This is a genomic window from Roseobacter sp. MED193 (genome assembly GCF_000152965.1).
Lineage (GTDB): Bacteria > Pseudomonadota > Alphaproteobacteria > Rhodobacterales > Rhodobacteraceae > Pseudophaeobacter.
Window position 1 is genome coordinate 619265 of record NZ_CH902583.1, and the last position, 17417, is coordinate 636681.

Annotated in this window: 18 protein-coding genes; 4 read left to right on the forward strand and 14 right to left on the reverse strand. The window is 56.8% G+C overall.

Annotated elements, in window-relative coordinates; translation table 11 throughout:
• Positions 1 to 13: 13 nt before the first annotated feature.
• The 4 genes from MED193_RS05455 to MED193_RS05470 form a co-directional block, all read right to left on the reverse strand.
• Entirely contained in the window at positions 14 to 577 is a 564-nt protein-coding gene (locus MED193_RS05455; RefSeq protein ID WP_009808659.1) for a glyoxalase superfamily protein, read from the reverse strand.
• Between the two features lie 196 nt (positions 578 to 773).
• The gene (locus MED193_RS05460) at positions 774 to 1145 is read right to left on the reverse strand and encodes a RidA family protein (protein WP_009808660.1); all 372 of its coding nucleotides are present in this window, start codon (positions 1143 to 1145) and stop codon (positions 774 to 776) included.
• A 163-nt stretch (positions 1146 to 1308) separates the two neighbouring features.
• The gene (gene clpX / locus MED193_RS05465) at positions 1309 to 2577 is read right to left on the reverse strand and encodes an ATP-dependent Clp protease ATP-binding subunit ClpX (RefSeq protein ID WP_009808661.1); all 1269 of its coding nucleotides are present in this window, start codon (positions 2575 to 2577) and stop codon (positions 1309 to 1311) included.
• A gap of 144 nt (positions 2578 to 2721) precedes the next feature.
• The gene (locus tag MED193_RS05470) at positions 2722 to 3354 is read right to left on the reverse strand and encodes an ATP-dependent Clp protease proteolytic subunit (protein ID WP_039965932.1); all 633 of its coding nucleotides are present in this window, start codon (positions 3352 to 3354) and stop codon (positions 2722 to 2724) included.
• A gap of 341 nt (positions 3355 to 3695) precedes the next feature.
• Here MED193_RS05470 and MED193_RS05480 point away from each other — a divergent pair, with 341 nt between their 5' ends.
• On the forward strand, positions 3696 to 4703 hold the full coding sequence (locus MED193_RS05480; protein WP_009808664.1) for a GlxA family transcriptional regulator: 1008 nt from the start codon (positions 3696 to 3698) through the stop codon (positions 4701 to 4703).
• A 112-nt stretch (positions 4704 to 4815) separates the two neighbouring features.
• Here MED193_RS05480 and MED193_RS05485 read toward each other — a convergent pair whose 3' ends face one another.
• Positions 4816 to 6426: a class I SAM-dependent methyltransferase gene (locus MED193_RS05485; protein WP_009808665.1), complete on the reverse strand. Its 1611-nt coding sequence runs from the start codon at positions 6424 to 6426 to the stop codon at positions 4816 to 4818.
• Between the two features lie 314 nt (positions 6427 to 6740).
• On the opposite strand from MED193_RS05485, the gene MED193_RS05490 reads away from it, so the two are divergent.
• Positions 6741 to 8129 (forward strand): hypothetical protein, encoded by a 1389-nt coding sequence (locus tag MED193_RS05490; RefSeq protein WP_157041287.1) that lies wholly within the window; start codon positions 6741 to 6743, stop codon positions 8127 to 8129.
• A gap of 170 nt (positions 8130 to 8299) precedes the next feature.
• Here MED193_RS05490 and MED193_RS05495 read toward each other — a convergent pair whose 3' ends face one another.
• The 9 genes from MED193_RS05495 to MED193_RS05535 all read right to left on the reverse strand — a co-directional run bounded on the left by MED193_RS05495 (position 8300) and on the right by MED193_RS05535 (position 16342).
• The gene (locus MED193_RS05495; RefSeq protein ID WP_009808667.1) at positions 8300 to 9361 is read right to left on the reverse strand and encodes a c-type cytochrome; all 1062 of its coding nucleotides are present in this window, start codon (positions 9359 to 9361) and stop codon (positions 8300 to 8302) included.
• Positions 9345 to 10637, reverse strand: a complete 1293-nt coding sequence (soxC, locus tag MED193_RS05500) for a sulfite dehydrogenase (protein WP_009808668.1) — start codon at positions 10635 to 10637, stop codon at positions 9345 to 9347. Before soxC ends, MED193_RS05495 begins: the two co-directional genes overlap by 17 nt.
• Positions 10638 to 10749: 112 nt before the next feature.
• On the reverse strand, positions 10750 to 12447 hold the full coding sequence (soxB, locus tag MED193_RS05505; RefSeq protein WP_009808669.1) for a thiosulfohydrolase SoxB: 1698 nt from the start codon (positions 12445 to 12447) through the stop codon (positions 10750 to 10752).
• Positions 12448 to 12574: 127 nt separating this feature from the next.
• The gene (gene soxA, locus MED193_RS05510) at positions 12575 to 13426 is read right to left on the reverse strand and encodes a sulfur oxidation c-type cytochrome SoxA (protein ID WP_009808670.1); all 852 of its coding nucleotides are present in this window, start codon (positions 13424 to 13426) and stop codon (positions 12575 to 12577) included.
• Between the two features lie 75 nt (positions 13427 to 13501).
• Entirely contained in the window at positions 13502 to 13831 is a 330-nt protein-coding gene (gene soxZ, locus MED193_RS05515) for a thiosulfate oxidation carrier complex protein SoxZ (RefSeq protein WP_009808671.1), read from the reverse strand.
• Positions 13832 to 13898: 67 nt separating this feature from the next.
• Positions 13899 to 14318, reverse strand: a complete 420-nt coding sequence (gene soxY, locus MED193_RS05520) for a thiosulfate oxidation carrier protein SoxY (protein ID WP_039965935.1) — start codon at positions 14316 to 14318, stop codon at positions 13899 to 13901.
• 51 nt (positions 14319 to 14369) lie between these two features.
• Entirely contained in the window at positions 14370 to 14846 is a 477-nt protein-coding gene (soxX, locus tag MED193_RS05525) for a sulfur oxidation c-type cytochrome SoxX (RefSeq protein WP_009808673.1), read from the reverse strand.
• 124 nt (positions 14847 to 14970) lie between these two features.
• A complete protein-coding gene (locus tag MED193_RS05530) occupies positions 14971 to 15564 on the reverse strand; it encodes a thioredoxin family protein (RefSeq protein ID WP_009808674.1) in 594 nt (197 codons plus the stop codon).
• 40 nt (positions 15565 to 15604) lie between these two features.
• Complete coding sequence (locus MED193_RS05535; RefSeq protein WP_009808675.1) at positions 15605 to 16342, reverse strand: cytochrome c biogenesis CcdA family protein; 738 nt, start codon at positions 16340 to 16342, stop codon at positions 15605 to 15607.
• A gap of 117 nt (positions 16343 to 16459) precedes the next feature.
• Here MED193_RS05535 and MED193_RS05540 point away from each other — a divergent pair, with 117 nt between their 5' ends.
• The gene (locus tag MED193_RS05540) at positions 16460 to 16900 is read left to right on the forward strand and encodes a hypothetical protein (protein WP_039965938.1); all 441 of its coding nucleotides are present in this window, start codon (positions 16460 to 16462) and stop codon (positions 16898 to 16900) included.
• A gap of 63 nt (positions 16901 to 16963) precedes the next feature.
• Positions 16964 to 17305 carry a helix-turn-helix transcriptional regulator gene (locus MED193_RS05545; RefSeq protein ID WP_009808677.1) on the forward strand — a complete coding sequence of 114 codons (342 nt, stop codon included), beginning with the start codon at positions 16964 to 16966 and terminating at the stop codon, positions 17303 to 17305.
• Positions 17306 to 17417: the final 112 nt, after the last annotated feature.

The following is a 17417-nucleotide window of genomic DNA, read 5'->3' on the forward strand; positions in this document are numbered from 1 at the left end:
TATCTCGAGAGCCTTAAGTTTCAGTAGCCTCAGCCAGCTGCTCACAAAAGGTCAACCGATTGCCGAAGGGATCAGTCAGGGTGATCTGTAGCCCCCAGGGAACGGTTTCAATACCCGGATTGAGATTGGGATAGTCCTTGGCCTGTAGCTCAGCATGGAAGGCCTCCAGTTGCTGCATCGGAATAAAGCAGCGCCCGCCCGGAGTAGCATCTCCATGATGTTCGCTCACATGCAGCAGGCAACCTGAACGTGAGATCTGCTGATAGAGCGGAAGATGATCCGCGTGTCTATGCTCCCAGTCGACCCTAAAGCCCAGATACCCGATGTAAAAGGCCTGCGCCCTGTCACTGTCGAAACTGCGTATGACTGGGATTGCCGAGCTGATCCGGATCGCGGAGGGCAGCGGCGAGTCTTCTGATTTTGTCTTGATCTGAGAGGCCAGAACATTCCAGTTCGGCAGATCAAACTGCCGTGCCACAAGCTCCAGAGATTGTGCATGTGAAAGTTCCAGACCTTGCTCTGCCAAAGAATTCCGCAGAGATTTTGCCATAGCCTTGGCATCAGTGAAATTGCGCATTGCGCCTGTCCTTTTGCAACGGGAGATCCAGCTGTCAGCGCGCGCGTTGCCTCAAGACTCCCTGTGCGGAAAGACGAAGTGCTTGATAAAATTGATATGTTCACCCTGTCAGAACCGACTGCGCGCGGCAGGCCATATCAGCCTGCCACTCTTGTAGGGACAAAACCTTGACAGAGCAACGATTTAGTTGACTAAATCAGGTGGTTTTAGGCGCCAGTGCCGTCACCTCAATCTCGATGCGGTATTTGGGATCGATCAGCCCGGATTCGATCATGGTGGCAGCAGGCGGGTTCTCACCAAAGGCCTCAGCCAGCATCGCCCAGCACGGCTCAAACTCCGCCGCATCCGGCAGATAGTAGTTCACCCGCACCACATCCGCAAAACCCGCGCCAGCCTCTGCAAGCGCCTTGCCGATGATCTCCAGGGCCGATTGGCACTGGCTCACCACATCATCCCCCTGACCAACGGTGCCGGCCACATGGATAAAGCCCCCCGCAATAACCGCACGGCAATAGCCAACCTTCTTTTCAAATTCGCCACCAGACGAAATCCGCGTGATCCTAGCCACCGATGCTTCCTTTCATTTGGCCCCAAAATATCCTGGGGGTGAGGACCCTTGGGGCCCGAGGGGGGAAAGCCCCCGTTCTCCTTGTTATGAAACACAAAATGGCCGGTGTCGAGTAACACCGGCCACTTCCCTAGCTCCACAACTAGGCCAAAATTTTGCGCGTTCAGCTCGCAGAGGCAGGCTCTTTTTCAGCATCTGTATGGATCATCAAAGGTTGCGCATCCGACGTCACAGCCTCCTCATTGACCACCACTTTGGTCACGCTCTCCATCCCTGGAAGCTCAAACATGGTTTCCAGCAGTAGATCCTCAAGAATGGACCGCAGGCCGCGGGCGCCAGTTTTGCGCTCAATGGCGCGTTTGGCGATGGCACTCAGCGCTTCATCGGTAAAGTCCAGCTCAGTCTCTTCCAGCTCAAACAGGCGCTGATACTGTTTTACCAATGCGTTCTTGGGTTTGGTCAGGATGGTGACCAGCGCATCTTCGTCGAGATCTTCCAGTGTTGCCAGAACGGGCAGACGACCCACAAATTCAGGGATCAGACCAAATTTCAACAGATCTTCCGGCTCAAGCTCTTGGAAGATCTCCCCAACGCCGCGGTCATCATTGTTACGCACATCTGCGCCAAAGCCCATAGCAGACCCTTTACCACGCTGTGCGATAATCCGGTCAAGGCCCGCAAAGGCACCGCCGCAGATGAACAGGATATTGGTGGTATCCACCTGCAGGAACTCCTGCTGCGGATGTTTCCGGCCACCTTGTGGCGGCACAGAGGCCACGGTGCCTTCCATCAGTTTCAACAGCGCCTGCTGTACGCCTTCCCCCGACACGTCACGCGTAATCGACGGGTTCTCTGACTTGCGGGTGATCTTGTCGACTTCGTCAATATAGACGATCCCACGCTGGGCGCGCTCGACATTATATTCCGAGGCCTGCAACAGCTTGAGAATGATGTTCTCCACATCCTCGCCAACATAACCGGCTTCGGTCAATGTGGTCGCATCCGCCATGGTAAAGGGCACATCCAGAATGCGCGCCAAGGTCTGGGCCAGAAGCGTTTTACCGCACCCCGTGGGGCCGATCAGTAGGATGTTGGACTTTGCCAGCTCGATGTCATTGCCAGCCTTTTGCGCATGGTTCAAACGTTTGTAGTGGTTGTGAACCGCCACCGACAGAACCTTCTTCGCCATGGCCTGACCAATCACATAGTCATCCAGAACTTCGCAGATATCTTTGGGGCTGGGCACACCGTCTGTGGCCTTCAAACCAGAGGCTTTCGTCTCTTCACGGATGATATCCATGCAAAGTTCAACGCATTCGTCGCAGATGAACACGGTGGGGCCCGCAATCAGTTTGCGCACCTCATGTTGGCTTTTGCCACAAAAGCTGCAGTAAAGCGTGTTCTTGCTGTCGCCACTCGAATTCGTCGCCATGGTCTACCTTTCAGTCCGCTCGCAGGGCCGGTTTCTCCGGGCGCCGCGCCTATCAGTCAGCTTATGACAGCCCATCGGCGGCCACAATGTCAAAATATGTGCCCCGAAAAATGCGGGGCACATGTTGTATCTTTAAGCAGAGCCTCAGCTCTCCTCGTCGTCACCCTTGGCACGGTTCTCAACGATCTCATCAATCAGGCCAAAGGCCTTGGCCTCTTCTGGGTCCATGAAATTGTCACGCTCCAGCGCGGCTTCGACCTTGTCCAGCTCCTGACCGGTGTGCTTGACGTAGATCTCGTTCAGGCGACGCTTCAGCTTCAACGTCTCCTCAGCGTGAATCATAATATCGGTGGCCTGGCCCTGGAACCCGCCGGAAGGCTGGTGCACCATGACACGAGAATTAGGCAGCGAGAAGCGCATGCCTGCCTCACCTGCGGTCAACAGCAAGGAGCCCATGGAGGCCGCTTGGCCGATCACCAGCGTCGAAACCTTGGGTTTGATATATTGCATAGTGTCGTAGATCGACAGGCCCGAGGTCACGACACCACCGGGAGAGTTGATATACATGGAGATTTCTTTGGATGGATTCTCAGCTTCAAGGTGCAAAAGCTGCGCCACGATCAGGGACGACATGCCATCGTGCACCGGACCATTTAGGAAAATGATCCGCTCCTTCAGCAGGCGCGAAAAGATGTCATAGGCCCGCTCCCCCCGGCTGGTCTGCTCAACCACCATGGGCACGAGTGTATTCATGTAAGTTTCTCTGGGATCAATCATGCGAACCTGCCTGCGTTGTGTTATGTCCGGCACCATACCAGACGAGTATTACCTGAGTCTTAGTATCGCCCTCTTAGGCCTGCAAGAGGTGGCTTTTGTTTTTACGGCTCTACCATCGATCAAGCCTCTGCTTTTGCCGACCTGTGGCGCTGGCGTCGCAAAACCACTGAACGCTGTCGCAATTTCGGGGCTCTCTGACGCTGAGGCGCAGTAAATGCGGTGTCATAAGGTGAAAGCTGGGGCTGTTCACAAGTGTCGCAAATTGCTCGTTGTGAAGCGGTTCCCCCCCTAGACCCGCCTCATCACTGCGGTTGCCCCGCCATTTGGACCAGGACAAAGCCATGTCGGACGATAATTTTGTTCAAAAAGGTGCGTCAGCCACCCTTGCAGTACCCTATTGTGGCGCCCCGCAGGATTTTTATTTCCTGCTGCTGCCCAAGGCAACGATGTTGCCAGTGGCGGCTGCCATCGAGCCTCTGCGCATTGCCAACCAAGTCACAAACACCAAATTGTATCGTTGGTTCATAATGACAGAAGACGGCGCACCGATCCGCTGCTCCAACGGGATGATGATCACCCCTGATATGGCGCTGCAACCAATGCCGGCCGAGGCCGTGGGCTTTGTCTGTGCCGGGGTCGAGCCCCAATCTACCGCAGGGGATGCCACCCTGAACTGGCTGCGTCGCGAAAGCCGGTTTGGCCGCGCGATTGGCGGCATCTGCACTGGCGCCTTTGCCCTGGCCCAGGCCGGGTTGATCCGCGATCAGGCTTTTACGCTACACTGGGAAAACCAGCCAGGTTTTCAAGAGAGCTTTCCTGACCTGGCGCCATCTGCCAATAGCTTTGAAATCAGCGATGCCCTGATGACCTGTGGCGGTGGCAATGCGGCCACCGATCTGATGCTTAATCTGATTGAGGCCCGCCATGGCAAACAATTGGCGATTATCGTGGCCGACATGTGTCTACACGTACGCTCTGGCGGTCAGGCCACACCGCAGAAATCAAACTATGCAGTGGCCATCGGCAGCCGCAACCAGCGCCTGTTGAATGCGCTGCAACTGATGCAATCCGCCATTGAAGACCCGCTCTCCATTGGCGAGCTCTGTGAGCAGCTCGACATCTCGCGGCGCCAGTTGGAACGCCTGTTCTCGCGCTATCTGGACCAAAGCCCGATGCATGTCTATTTTGACATGCGCCTCGCCCATGCCTTTGCGCTTATGAATGAAACCGCGATGAGCGTCACCGAAATTGCCCTAGCGTCGGGCTTTAACAGTTCCACGCATTTCTCGCGCCAGTTCAAACGGAAGTTCGGCGCTTCGCCGCATTTCTTCCGCAAAGGCTGGAGCTAGCGCCAAATCGGGTTGCCCCGGGACAAGGCCAAGGCCGCAGCGCCGCCGCTGCGGCCTGATATCTTTCAGGCGATAGGTCATACCTCGCGCCCCTAAGAAGGGCGAGGCGCGCTTAGGCCGCGGCTTCACGCTGTGGCTCTGCCTCCATCGGTGCTGCCCCGGAGTTTGCCAGTGTAGCAGCAGGAATCACGCCTAGTGATTTGCACAGGTTCAAACGCCGCGCCGCAAAGGCCGCTGCTCGCGCCTGTAAAACTGCCAGGTTTTCTTCCGCGCGTTCCAGCACCTGCCCCTCATGTTGCAGCCGCTGCCCCTGCGCGGACAGAATGCGCCAAACCAGGTCAGCCCATTGCGATGGCTCAGTCTTGCCCTCGCTATAGGCCAAAAGGAACAATTGTTCGAACCGATCCACTTCAACCCCGCCACCGGTGATCGGCGAAGCCAGGAAGCGCAGTGTTTCGCTCTCTTCTGCGCGTTTGCAAACCGCCAGATTAAAGGCCTGACACTGGGCTTTGCGCGCCTGCGTGCCCTCCAGGGGCAGGCAGGGCGACAGAACCTTCGCCCCCACCAAAATCGTCAACAGGCGAGAAATCTCCGCCCAGGTCATCTGTCCAAAGGCCCCCTGATCCAACAAACCGCGCACGGTGATAGGCCCGCTGCCCAGGGCCTCCAAGATGGGGATGTATTGAGCTGGATCCAGCTCTATTTCCTTCAATCTCCAGTTCAGCTTGAGCGGGCCACCGCTGTAGCGCTGCGCCAGCGCAAGGGGGGTTTCGAACCAGGCCCCAACAGCGCCGCGTTCGGTATGGCGTCGCGCGCCCTTCACAAACAGGTCCGACCGGAACTGCTCATTCACCAGCACATCACGCAGGCTTTCACGGCGCACCGGGTCGGCTTCTCCGTCAAGCACTGCAATTTGCTCCGGAGTCATGCAGAGATCGTCAATGTGATCCAATAGACTGGTGGATCCCAGAAAGTTCAACTTAGCCTCGGACAACTCCTCGGCAAGATCCGCAAAGTGAAACGGCGTCCAATCAGCGTTGAACATCTCATGTGCCAGGTAATTCGGAGACATCTGTTTGGACTTGCCCAGACGAGCACAGGCCAATGGGTTGGCTTGGAAAAACTTGGCACCTGTGCCTTGCAGCTGCTCAGCAAAGTGCAGCGCCTCGGCGATCCGCGCCTCAAGCGGGCCTGTCCCCTGCGTCGCGCGATCTAGAAGAATACGCCGCAATGGCATCACAGAGGCCCAGCCCGACAACGCGTTATAGCTAACATAGACCATACCACCGGATTTCAACCGACGGCGAATAAAGTCGACAATCAGCTGCCTGTTCTGTTGGGAAACCCAGCTCATCACCCCGTGCAGGGCAATAACATCAAACTGCTTTGGCAAGGTGGGTTCTGCATCAAAATCCGCAAAGGAGCGTTCATAAAAATGCACGTTCCTGATCTTGCCCTCGGCCGCCAGTTCGCGTGCCCCCGCAATATGTGCAGGGTTAAAATCCATCGCGTGGAACTCAATATGCGGATTGGCCGCAGCAAGTAGATTGCTGTTGAAACCCTGCCCACACCCCAGTTCGCAATAGCTGAGCTCCGATTGAGCGAAACCGTGTTTTTGCCCCTTAGACGTTGCAGCAAGGGCTAAGACTGCCGGTGTCATCTCATGAAAGAAATCATGTGTGTAATCTACCTCAGAAACATAGCCGGAAGTCCAGTCGCTCATTTATTACCTCATGGTCTGTCTGGAAAAGGACGCTTTCCAGCAAACTCTCCAAAACAGGTGATAAAGACGTTAAGATCACAACATTTATAATCAAGTTTTCACGACCTCGGACGCCAGCAAATCTGGATCCCCTTTCAGGCTGCATTTTCCCGCAGGGAAAGTCCTGTTCTGCGCGGAGCAACCAGGTCCAAAAGCGGGACAAAAAGCAGCCTATGATTGCACCCGCAGCCTCGCTACACTAACATGACGCGATCCAGAGACACTTGTTTTTTTCAGAGCGACATTAATCAATGCGCATTAAAACGGAGGTGAAAATGATCGACTACTTCAGAAATTCGCCACGCAAGAATTCAAATCTGCAGATGCTCTACCAGTTTCGAGACACCCTGCAGGCCAATTTGCTCTCCGTGCCTGCAGATGATGCGGCAATGCCGCAGACAATGGCAATCTTGCGCAAAAAAACACAGGAGGTTTTGGACGCCAAGCCCTTTACCTGGGCAGCGGCCTATCAGGCGGAAAAAATGTTGGCCCATATCCGGCCCAAGGAATCCCTGGAAATCGAGATTAAGAAACAAATTTCCGCTTTGGAAAAGGTTGACCCGACAGCCGCCGCCCTGTTCAGTAAAGAATTCAAAGCCTTGGAAGCCGGGGCCGCCACAGATACCCAAGCGCCCCCTTCCCCTCCTGCACCGGGGGCAAACTCTGAACAGCCCAAGGCTCAAGACGAGGTGACACCGCAATCGCCTGCGGCAGGGACAAAACCCGCCAAAGAGGCAACTGCCAGTCCCGAGCCCCCCAACAGTCCCCCTGCAAAGGCTCAGGGCCCAGTGGGCGTCGGAGGCCAAGCCCAAAAGAGCCCTCCCAATCAGGCAATGCCCTATGCCCCCCCCAACACCCTAGCCCTGCGCCATCTGCTGGAGCGCGTGCTCAACGATGTGCATTGGAAATATTCGCAACGCTATTTCAATCGTCGCATTATCGACCGCTATTCTCTGTTTGTCTTTCTGTCCGGTTCAGTGCTCGCCGTCCTATTCTTTGGCACCCTGTTGGGGATTGGGATCCTCAACGCAATGGTACCGGAAACCCTGAACTGGTCCTTTTCGGGCTATTTTCTCGCGGTTGTTGCCGGGCTTCTTGGTGCCAGCTTTAGCGTGTTCAATCGTGACCGGTCGCTGATCCAGGGAAACTCCATTGAAGAGACAATGCTGCAGACCGGACTGGCCAATGTCTATCTGCGCATCGGCATTGGCGGTATCAGTGCGGCAATCTTGTATTTCTTCTTCAACGCCGGGCTTCTTAACGGTACGCTCCTGCCCAATCTGGAGGCTCTTGGATTTACCCCGCTCTCCCCCGGCGGGGTGACAAAGGCAGAAATCGCGGATGCCTTCAAAACCATCGCGGCAATGGACGCCACGCAAAACAGCGCTCTGAAAGATCTGATCGCCTCTGCCAAAGACAGTCAGGCAAGCCCCGAACTGGTGGAAACCCTGACCAAGGCCATCCAGGATGCACAGCCGGTGCAGCAGGGCAATAGCACCCGCCCCATGGGGATTATGGTGCCAAATGCTGAGCTGTGTAAGCTGTTGGTCTGGAGCTTCGTCGCAGGCTTTTTTGAGCAATTTGTTCCAAACGCCCTAAAGCGGGTTGAACAAAGCGCGGAACACAACACGCCAAATGACAAGCCCGCAAAGCCACAGGCCTAGGCCAGATGCTGCCATCCTCAGGCACCAGCAGGTACAGAACCGGCCTTGCGGCGTTGGCACCTGCATCGAGGCACGCAGACCCTGACACCAGACACAAAACGGGGGCAGACCCAGGCCTGCCCCCATACAGATCACGTAGCGCCAGTCAGAGCGCTAAAGCCCCCTAGGGCCTAGTTGTCAAAGCTTCTGAGATAGGCAACGACGGCTTCGATATCGCGCTCCTTGCGCAGACCAGCAAAAGACATCTTGGTGCCTTTCATAAATTTCCGCGGCTTGGCCAAAAAGGCCGCCAGGGTTTCGTCATTCCAGACCAACCCGTCCTCACCCGCTGCCAACATTGGCTTGGAGTATCTGAAGCCCTCGACCACGCCGGCCGTGGCACCAAAGATGCCGTTCAGGATCGGGCCTGTGCCGTTCTTAGCTCCCTCCCCCACCTTGTGGCAGGCTTTGCACTTTTTAAAGACCTTGGCGCCTTTGGCGACCAGTTCCGGATCCAGCGCGACTTCCGCAACGACAGGCTCTTCAGCAGGCTCTTCGACAATAGGTTCTGCAGCAACCGGGGTCGCCGCAGCCTGCTCAACCGCCACATCTGTGGTGGCGGTCTCCTCAGGGGTTACGTCAAGAACTCGCGCTCGCATGGTGATTTCAACTGTGTCCTTACAATCGGACATGCAGGGCTCAGCCTTCCAGAAATGCGCTTCGCTTTCCAGTCGGTCATCGACAAAGAACCCTTCGGCATTGGGCAGCTCTACATCGGTAAATGTCTCGTTCGAGAGCACAAATTCATCATCCACCAGATCGTTGGAATAGAGGATATAGGCCACGATGGCATAGACCTCATCCGCTTCCAGCGTCTGCGCCGCGCCAAAGGGCATCGAGCGGTTCACATAGTCCCAGGTGGTGGACAGATAGGGCCAGTAGGAACCCACGGTTTTCAGCGGATCTTCACGGTCGAGCGTGCCCTGGCCACCCGCCAGTTTTGGCCAATTGTCGACGCCTTCGGCAAAGTCGCCGTGGCAGACGGCGCATTTCTCGGCAAAGACCTCTTCTCCGGTGAAGACATCGCCAGAGCCTGCAGGCAGGCCGGTGCCATCAGGCGAGACATCAATATCCCAGGCGGCGATCTCTTCTGGCAGGGCGGGACGGCCCAGGCCATATTCGCCGGCAAAGGCAGGCAGGCCAAGCGCCAGCGAGACAGCGGCTCCGGCGATAACGTTAGGAAACTTCGACATTTTCTGCCTCCCCATCGGCTTTGACCCACCAGGTCTGGATGGCGTTGTTGTGATAGATCGAATTCAGTCCGCGCACTTCGCGCAGCTCTGCTTTTGTGGGCTGCACATAGCCGGAGCTGTCGCGCGCCCGGCTTTGCAGCAACATTTCGGAACCGTCCCAGTTGATCTCCAGGTAGAACCGCGTCAGCGCCTTGTCTGTTCCCGGCGCCCCCAAACGGGCCTGGGTCCAGGTCTTGCCGCCATCAATCGACACATCAACGCCGGTGATCGCGCCACGGCCAGACCAGGCCAGACCGGTGATCACCAGCGGGCCTTTGCCATGGGTGATTGGGGCCTGCGGGCTGGGGCTGGTGACAACGGATTTTGCATCCATCTCCCAGGTCCATTTGCGGGCTGAGCCATCTTCCATGGTGTCGGTGTATTTTGAGGTCTCCTCGCGGCTTTCCACCGGGCCATCCATGACCTCGATGCGGCGCAGCCATTTGACCCACATATTGCCTTCCCAACCGGGCACAACCAAGCGCACCGGATAGCCGTGTTCTTTGCGCAGGGCCTCGCCATTGGCCTTAAAGGCCACCAGCACATCGTCCAGCGCCTTTTCCAGCGGGATGGAACGCCCGTTAGACGAGGCATCCGCGCCCTCGACATAGACCCATTTGTCCTTGAAATCACCCGCGGCCGCCAGACCGGCCTCTTCCAGCAAGGTGCGCAGTGAGACGCCTGAATATTCCATATTGTGGATCATGCCATGGGTGAACTGGGCGCCATTCAGCTGCGCCCCGGCCCATTCCATACCAGAATTCGCGGCGCATTCGCAGAAATACACTCTGTTTTCGCGCGGGAAACGCTCCAGATCGGCATAGGAGAACACCAGAGGCGTATCGACCAAGCCGTTGATCATGAGACGATAGTCTTCTTTGCGCAGCTCGATGGCCCCCGAATGGTGGCGTTCAAAGGCGCAGCCCTGCGGGGTGATGGTGCCGTCAAGCGCGTGGATCGGCGTAAAGTTGATCGAGGAAATCGTATCCGCTGTCAGCCATTCCACATTGCGGCGCACCACATCCTGTTCAAACTGGATCGGCAAGCCGTAGGGCGTGGCGTCAACGCCATCACCCAATCCACTGGCCCAGTCCTGCACCTCGGTGATCAGGGGGTCCGGCGTGGCGGCCTGTGCAGCCTGGCCTGCGCCAACGGCGGCGGCCCCTACTCCGGTTGCCGCCGCACCCGCCAGAAATCGGCGGCGTGAGGGGGCAAAATCATCTGCTTTATCGCTCATCTCTTGTCTCCTTACATCGACAAATTCATCATTATGAATTCATCAGCGCAAAAAATTTTGGTCAGAAAACGCCTAGCCAATAGGGTCATTGGCTAGGCACCTGTGGCGGGGCTTAGGCGCCGACCACGTTGACCGATGTATTGGGGGTGACGGAAACCGTCCCCTGTTTGCGAATGTGGTCCTCGACCACATCCCAGATCATTGGACCCTCGGTACCCTCGTTGACGCTGGCCCAGCCAGAAACAACATAGGACTTGCTGGCGTCGATTTTCTCGCCTGTTTTCAACAGGGTCATTTCGCTGATGCGTTCGCCCTGTGGCTTGGTAATATCGATGCGATAGCCCATGCCACCAATGCGGACCATATCGCCGCCCTGCTGGTAATAGGGATCGGGGTTGAAGATGTTATCAGCCACATCCTCAAGGATCACCTTGATGAATTCACCCGTCATTTCAGAACGATAGGCCGCGCCATAGCTCATGGAGGTGACATTCCAGATATCCTCGCGGGTGATGTCATCACCCGGTACCAGCGATGGCCCCCAGCGCACACCAGGCGACATGGCGATGTCAGCCTCGCGCTCGCTCAGCAGCGCGTCGCAGATCAGGTCATCCCAGGTGCCATTGAAATTGCCACGGCGATAGAGCAGCGATTCGGTCTTGCCGATCACCTCTGCCAGCTGATCAGCATAGGGGGCGCGCTGCTCATCAATCAGCTTGGTGATCACCGGATCCGGCGCGATAATATCCGAGAAGATCGGGATCAGCTTGTGACGGATACCCATCATCTGGCCGTCGCGCACATCCAGATCAATGCGGCTGACAAATTTACCGTTGGAGCCAGAGGCAATGATATGGGTTTTGCCCACCAGAACCGGCTCTGGCAGCGCATCATGGGTGTGTCCTGACAGGATCACATCAATCCCGGTGACAACACTGGCCATCTTTTTGTCCACGTCAAAACCGTTGTGCGACAGCAAAACAACCAGATCAGCCCCGGCGGCGCGGACTTCATCAACCATGTCCTGCATGTGCTCGTCGCGGATCCCAAAGGAATACTCCGGGAACATCCAGCCTGGGTTGGCGATGGGCATATAGGGGAAGGCCTGACCAATCACGGCCACCTTGGCCCCGCCCCGGTCAAAGAACTTATAGGGCTTGAACAGTTCGGCAGGCTCATCCCACTCGGAATCAAAGATGTTCTGACCAAGCGCCGCAAAAGGCAGGCCTTCGACGATCTCATTCACCCGGTCAGAGCCCAGGGTGAATTCCCAGTGGAAGGTCATCGCATCAGGTTTCAGCGCGTTCATCACATTGACCATATCCTGGCCAGCGGTGTGGTGACAGGTATAGGAGCCATGCCAGGTGTCGCCACCATCCAAGAGCAGCGCATCGGGGCGATCTGCACGGATGGCATTGATCACGGTTGCGACGCGATCCATACCGCCGACCCGGCCATAGCCCTGCGCCAGCGAGGAGAAATCATCGTGGGTCAGCGCATAGGCAGAGGCACTGCCATCGGCAATGCCGTAGGCCTTGCGGAAATCGGCACCGGTGATATGCGGCACATGCCCCTTGTTCCCACCAACGCCAAGGTTGACAGAGGGCTCGCGGAAATAGATCGGTTTGAGCTGCGCGTGAATATCAGTCACGTGAATCAGGCTGATATTGCCAAAGGTATCAAATTCCAGCAGCTGATCCTGCGTCAGGCTTTGCTGTGCTGCCAACCGGCCCCAGTTGCCAAAACCAGACGCACCAACCAGGGCGGAAGCGGCCATTGATACCTGCAAAAAGTCACGGCGCGAGATCATGTCTATCTATCATCCTGTTTGTCATCATAGGCGATCATGAGCAGTAAACATGATTCATATTCGCATCTATGAATTTGTGTTAAGCGATAAACCCCGCGCCTGGATCAGACGCGGGGTGTAGGTGTGTTTAGTTACGGACCGACGGGCCTTCGACCGCCAGGCCATTGCCACGCGAGGCGACATAGAGCTCAAGCGCGACAAAATCGGCAGAGCCAGGCTTGTAGGTCTCGGCGCGGGTGTCGCGCACACAGCCTTTGAAACGCGCATGCACGTTGTTGAGCTTGGCGTTCTTCAGACGGTAGGTCGGGAAACCATTGATCTGGCCCTGGCTCAGGTGGTCTGCACGGATCATCAGGCCATAGCTGTCCTCGTGGCAATTGGCACAAGAAAGTTCCAGCTGACCGGTGCGGGCATAGTACATTTCCTTGCCCTGTTCCCAGACCGATTGCACGGGTCCGTCAATGGCCACATTGACCGGCATGCCGCGTGACTGCACCGAGATCAGCGCCTCCATCGCGGTCATGTCACCCCCAGTGTATTTCCAGGCCTTGGCCCCCATCTGGTTCTCGCGACAGTCATTGACCTGCATCGCCAGCGTCCGGACTTCGCCAGCCTGCTCATTCCACTTTGGATAGACCGCGCGCACACCGGCCATGCTCTCCTCCACGTCATCATGACAGGAGGCGCAGGATTTCTCCTCGGTGCCCTCAACGGTGTTCCAGGCATCAAAAGCCTTGTCGACAAAGACCATTGCAGGGTTTTCGAAATCGTCCATCTGCAGGGCCTGGGTCTCATCAGAGCGGAAGTGCCAGCCTGACATCACCTCATCCATAACATCCGACAGATGCGCAGGAGCGGCGGTTTTGGTCACCAGGGTTTCTTCTTCGTTGAGTACCAGCGTGTCGTCATCCGCATCTGCATGGGCAGAAAGCGGCAAGCTGAGTGCGACAGCAATGGCGGTAAGCGCCTTATAGTTCATTCCTTGTCCTCCCTTGGGTATCCATCCGGGCCGCCAAAGCGGCCAGGATGCCGTGCCTTTGAGATCCGGAAGGGATCAGGCCATAGCGATCGACTTGGTCGCGTCGTAGACTGACCCGTCATCATCATACCAGGTGAATTTGAAGTCACCGGCTTCGGGCACCAGGGCCTCGAACTGGAAATAGGGGTTGGTCGAAACCGCAGGTTCGATGGTGATATCGGTCACCAACTGGCCATTGAATTCGCAGGTAAAGCGGTTGATGATCGAGCGCGGAATGACATTGCCTTCTTTGTCTTTGCGCTGACCGCTTTCCATCTGGTGGCTAATCAAGGTCTTGATAGTGATCGCCTCACCAGGGGTTGCCTTCTTGGGGACTTTGACGCGGGGTTTTACACCGGATGCCATGTCTTAAACTCCTTCGTATTCAGGCCTTTTCACAGGCCACAATCGGGTCGCAGCGGGGCGGAATGCCTTAGCCGCCGCAACCGCCGATGGTCACTTTCACAGCAGCGCTTGCCTTGGCAAAGCTGCCGTCGGCCAGCTTGGCGATCGCTACCACATCCTGGGTGCCTGCCAGGCGGATCCGGGTGGAGGCAGATTGGCTGCCAGCCAGCGGGCCAAAGTTGAAGGTTGCAACACCAGGGGTTGGGTTACCGGTGGCCAGAACCATGATCGCAGTGGCACCAGGCGCATCGACCGAGATTGGCACGGTATTGCCGTTTTCAGCAATCTCCGGCGCAGTCAGTTCAATTCCGGTGTCGGCCATTTCAGCGCCACCAGTAAATTCGGCAATCCGATCATCAACAACGCTGGCGCTGGCGCGCAGCGGCAGGACCGTCATCACAGCAGCACCCAGGGCCAGGCCCAGGGTCTCACGGCGTGAGAACTCCATCATATGTCTCCTTTGACGTTTCGCAGAGCGACAGGGGGTTTCGCCCGCGCTTTACTCTTCTTTTAGGGTCGCAATGAATGCGATCACATCTTCAATTTCCTGAGCAGACAGGATTGGTGTCAGCGCCTCGGTTGGAGCCTTGCCAGTATAGGCGGCACCTGGACGAATAAAGCCTTCAACCTTGTAGAATGCAGGCATCATCGTGCCCTCAAAGGTCATTTTGGCATTGGTCATCAACCCGCGCAGCTCTGCTTCGGTCCAGCGATCACCGGCGCCATCCAGCGAAGGGCCGATCTCACCGTGGAACGGTACATCCGCAAGGGCTGTTAACTGATGACAGGCCACGCAGTTGCCCAGCGATTTGGTGCCTGCAATAATAGCACCGCTTGCCGCATCACCTGGGGTTCCGGTCAAGGAGGCCGCAACCGCGCCATCCTCATCAAATTGCACATCCTTTGGCGCGACCTCTGCCGCTAGGGTTGCACTCCCGGTCAGGCACACGGCCAGTGTCAGAGATAGTCTCTTCATGGTTCCTCCCGTTGGCTGCCACCCGCGTTCTGGCGGGCTTAGCTTTGTATACCGTAGGGCACGCAGCCCCCTCAACGCAACAACAAATTCAATAGTGTGAATTAATATATTCATTCACCCACGATCAATCTGCGGATCCATTATTGCGCTCAGCAATACGGCGTGCGTGATAGCGTTGAAAATCTTCCCCATTGTCAAGAAGATACCGTTTCTCGGCCACCCAGGTAAACATGTCCAATGTTGTTCCGGGACCAAAGGCGCCGGGCATTGTCGCCACGGCCGCCTGTGTCGCAGCCGCTCCCTCTGCCACCTCTTCAGGGAGGAACAGAATCGTCGGCGTAAACAAAACGCCCCATTTGCGTGCCATATCCTTTTCCGGCAGCGTCTCGCCGTCAAAATCTGTCACCTCAACGTCCCCGTAGAGGTTCATCTGCACCACAAAGTAGTGCTCATCAATATAGGAGCTCACCTCCGGGCGCGGAAAGACTTCCTCATGCATCTTGGTGCAATAGATACAGCCCCGCTGTTCAAAGAACAGCACCAGACGTTTGCCTTCACTATTGGCCTCTTCCAGGTCTTCGCGCAGATCCTTGAAAGTCTCGCGCATCCAGGGCGTTTTATGCAGCCCATCATCGCCCAGCTCAACAGCGGCAAGGTCTGCGGCCAGCATCGGCAGAGCCAGAGCCGCGGCCGCCAGTTTCAAGATAAAGTGTTTCATGTCTTCCCCTCCGGTAACGCAGTAAGTCCCACAATCTCTATCATCCCAGGGTGGCAAAACCCGGCATCCAGCGGATCATCAGATCCGCGATCCAGCGCACCCCACCGGTAACAATCAGGATGGCGAACAGGATCAGCATAGCACCCATTATCTTTTCAACCCAGTGAAACGCAGCACGATGTCGTGCAACCCAGGCCAGAAATGGCTTAGCAAACAGTGCAGCCACCACAAAGGGGGCCGTCATCGCCGCACCGTAAACAAACAAGAGCGCACCGCCGCGCCAGATCTCACCCAGCCCAGAGGCCACCATCAGGATCGAGGCCAGGGCCGGACCCACGCAGGGCGTCCAGCCAAAGCCAAAAGCCAGCCCCATCAGATAGGCCCCCGCCAGGCTTGATGGATCGGCGGAGCTTTCCACACGTGCCTCACGATAAAGCAACCCGATGCGAATAACCCCGAGGAAATGCAGGCCAAAGACTACCAGTATCAAAGCCGCCCCATAGGACAGGATCTCCATATACTGACCAAAGAGCTGCCCCAGCGCCGTCGCGCCCATCCCCATCAGCATAAAGACCGACGTCACCCCAGCAGCAAAACACAGAGCAGCCATGACCATGCGCCGCTGCGCCCCAGGAGCGATTTCGCCATCGCTGCGCAGCTCGGCCATTGACAGCCCCCCTAAATAGGACAGGTAGAACGGCACCATGGGCAGGATACAGGGCGTGAAGAAGCTCAATAATCCGGCAAAGGCGGCCCCGAGGTATGAAATTTCCAACATCACGATCTTATGATCCTCCGGGTCTTGGGCCAGATCAGCGCAAGACTTGTTTTATTCACATATTCAAATTATGTAGTATCAAGCCGCAAATCGCGGATGCCGTCAACGGTTGAGATCATGAATACGAAAGCACCTCTGTTTGCAATGCGCCGCAGTTTTGCGGCAATGGCGCTCGCTGTTGCTGCCGCCCTCCCCGCCCAAGCCGGCGAGCCGGAGGCGGAGACTGGCACGACCAATGTCAATGAGTTGGTCATGGTCGAGCAAGCCGGATGTGAATGGTGCAAGCGCTGGAACGAAGAGATCGGGCCGATCTACGGCAAAACCCGCGAAGGCGCTTTTGCGCCCCTGCGCCGGGTGGATCTTCGCGCCCTGCCGGATGACCTCAAGGTAACACGTCGGGTCAATTTCACCCCGACCTTCTTGATTGTAAAAGACGGCCATGAGATGGCCCGTCTTGAAGGATACCCGGGCGAGGATTTTTTCTGGCCCGTGATTGCACAGCTTTTGAGCCAGCATCTGGCATTTGTCCCTGACGGGACGGATCAGCCGGATAGCTAGCCAGCAGACGACAAATTGGGAGGTGCGGCGCCCGCGCGCGCCGCCACCACAGGAGACAGGACAATGGCACTACCGCAATTCTCGGCCGATATGGCCCCGGAAGAGCTGGACAACATGGTGGACAATGCCACCAAGGCTTCGAATTTCCTAAAAGCGATCAGCCACGAAGGTCGGTTGATGATCCTGTGCCATCTGGTCACTGGTGAAAAGTCTGTGACGGAACTAGAGGACCTGCTTGCGGCGCGCCAGGCGGCGGTTTCCCAGCAGTTGTCGCGATTGCGGCTGGAAGGGCTGGTGGTGCCACGTCGCGATGGCAAGGCCATCTATTATCGCCTTGCAGACGACCGGCCACGCCGGATCCTCGAAGTGGTCTATGACTTGTTCTGCGCGGATGATGCCAGCTAACACCGTCAGCTGAGAGGAAAATAAGCCGAAGGTGCCACCCATTGCGCGCCTTAGGGTGCAAAAACGCGTTGCAATGCCCCCCTCAATGACGCTTCATTAAGCACAGCATGCC

Coding starts and splice junctions, on each gene's coding strand:
- soxB (WP_009808669.1), bottom strand. CDS start 12,447: ATGATCTCGCGCCGTGACTTTTTGCAGGTATCAATGGCCGCTTCCGCC.
- MED193_RS05470 (WP_039965932.1), bottom strand. CDS start 3,354: ATGATTGATCCCAGAGAAACTTACATGAATACACTCGTGCCCATGGTG.
- soxA (WP_009808670.1), bottom strand. CDS start 13,426: ATGAACTATAAGGCGCTTACCGCCATTGCTGTCGCACTCAGCTTGCCG.
- MED193_RS05545 (WP_009808677.1), top strand. CDS start 16,964: ATGGCACTACCGCAATTCTCGGCCGATATGGCCCCGGAAGAGCTGGAC.
- soxZ (WP_009808671.1), bottom strand. CDS start 13,831: ATGGCATCCGGTGTAAAACCCCGCGTCAAAGTCCCCAAGAAGGCAACC.
- MED193_RS05485 (WP_009808665.1), bottom strand. CDS start 6,426: ATGAGCGACTGGACTTCCGGCTATGTTTCTGAGGTAGATTACACACAT.
- MED193_RS05540 (WP_039965938.1), top strand. CDS start 16,460: ATGAATACGAAAGCACCTCTGTTTGCAATGCGCCGCAGTTTTGCGGCA.
- MED193_RS05490 (WP_157041287.1), top strand. CDS start 6,741: ATGATCGACTACTTCAGAAATTCGCCACGCAAGAATTCAAATCTGCAG.
- soxX (WP_009808673.1), bottom strand. CDS start 14,846: ATGAAGAGACTATCTCTGACACTGGCCGTGTGCCTGACCGGGAGTGCA.
- MED193_RS05495 (WP_009808667.1), bottom strand. CDS start 9,361: ATGTCGAAGTTTCCTAACGTTATCGCCGGAGCCGCTGTCTCGCTGGCG.
- MED193_RS05535 (WP_009808675.1), bottom strand. CDS start 16,342: ATGTTGGAAATTTCATACCTCGGGGCCGCCTTTGCCGGATTATTGAGC.
- MED193_RS05480 (WP_009808664.1), top strand. CDS start 3,696: ATGTCGGACGATAATTTTGTTCAAAAAGGTGCGTCAGCCACCCTTGCA.
- soxY (WP_039965935.1), bottom strand. CDS start 14,318: ATGGAGTTCTCACGCCGTGAGACCCTGGGCCTGGCCCTGGGTGCTGCT.
- MED193_RS05455 (WP_009808659.1), bottom strand. CDS start 577: ATGCGCAATTTCACTGATGCCAAGGCTATGGCAAAATCTCTGCGGAAT.
- clpX (WP_009808661.1), bottom strand. CDS start 2,577: ATGGCGACGAATTCGAGTGGCGACAGCAAGAACACGCTTTACTGCAGC.
- MED193_RS05530 (WP_009808674.1), bottom strand. CDS start 15,564: ATGAAACACTTTATCTTGAAACTGGCGGCCGCGGCTCTGGCTCTGCCG.
- soxC (WP_009808668.1), bottom strand. CDS start 10,637: ATGAGCGATAAAGCAGATGATTTTGCCCCCTCACGCCGCCGATTTCTG.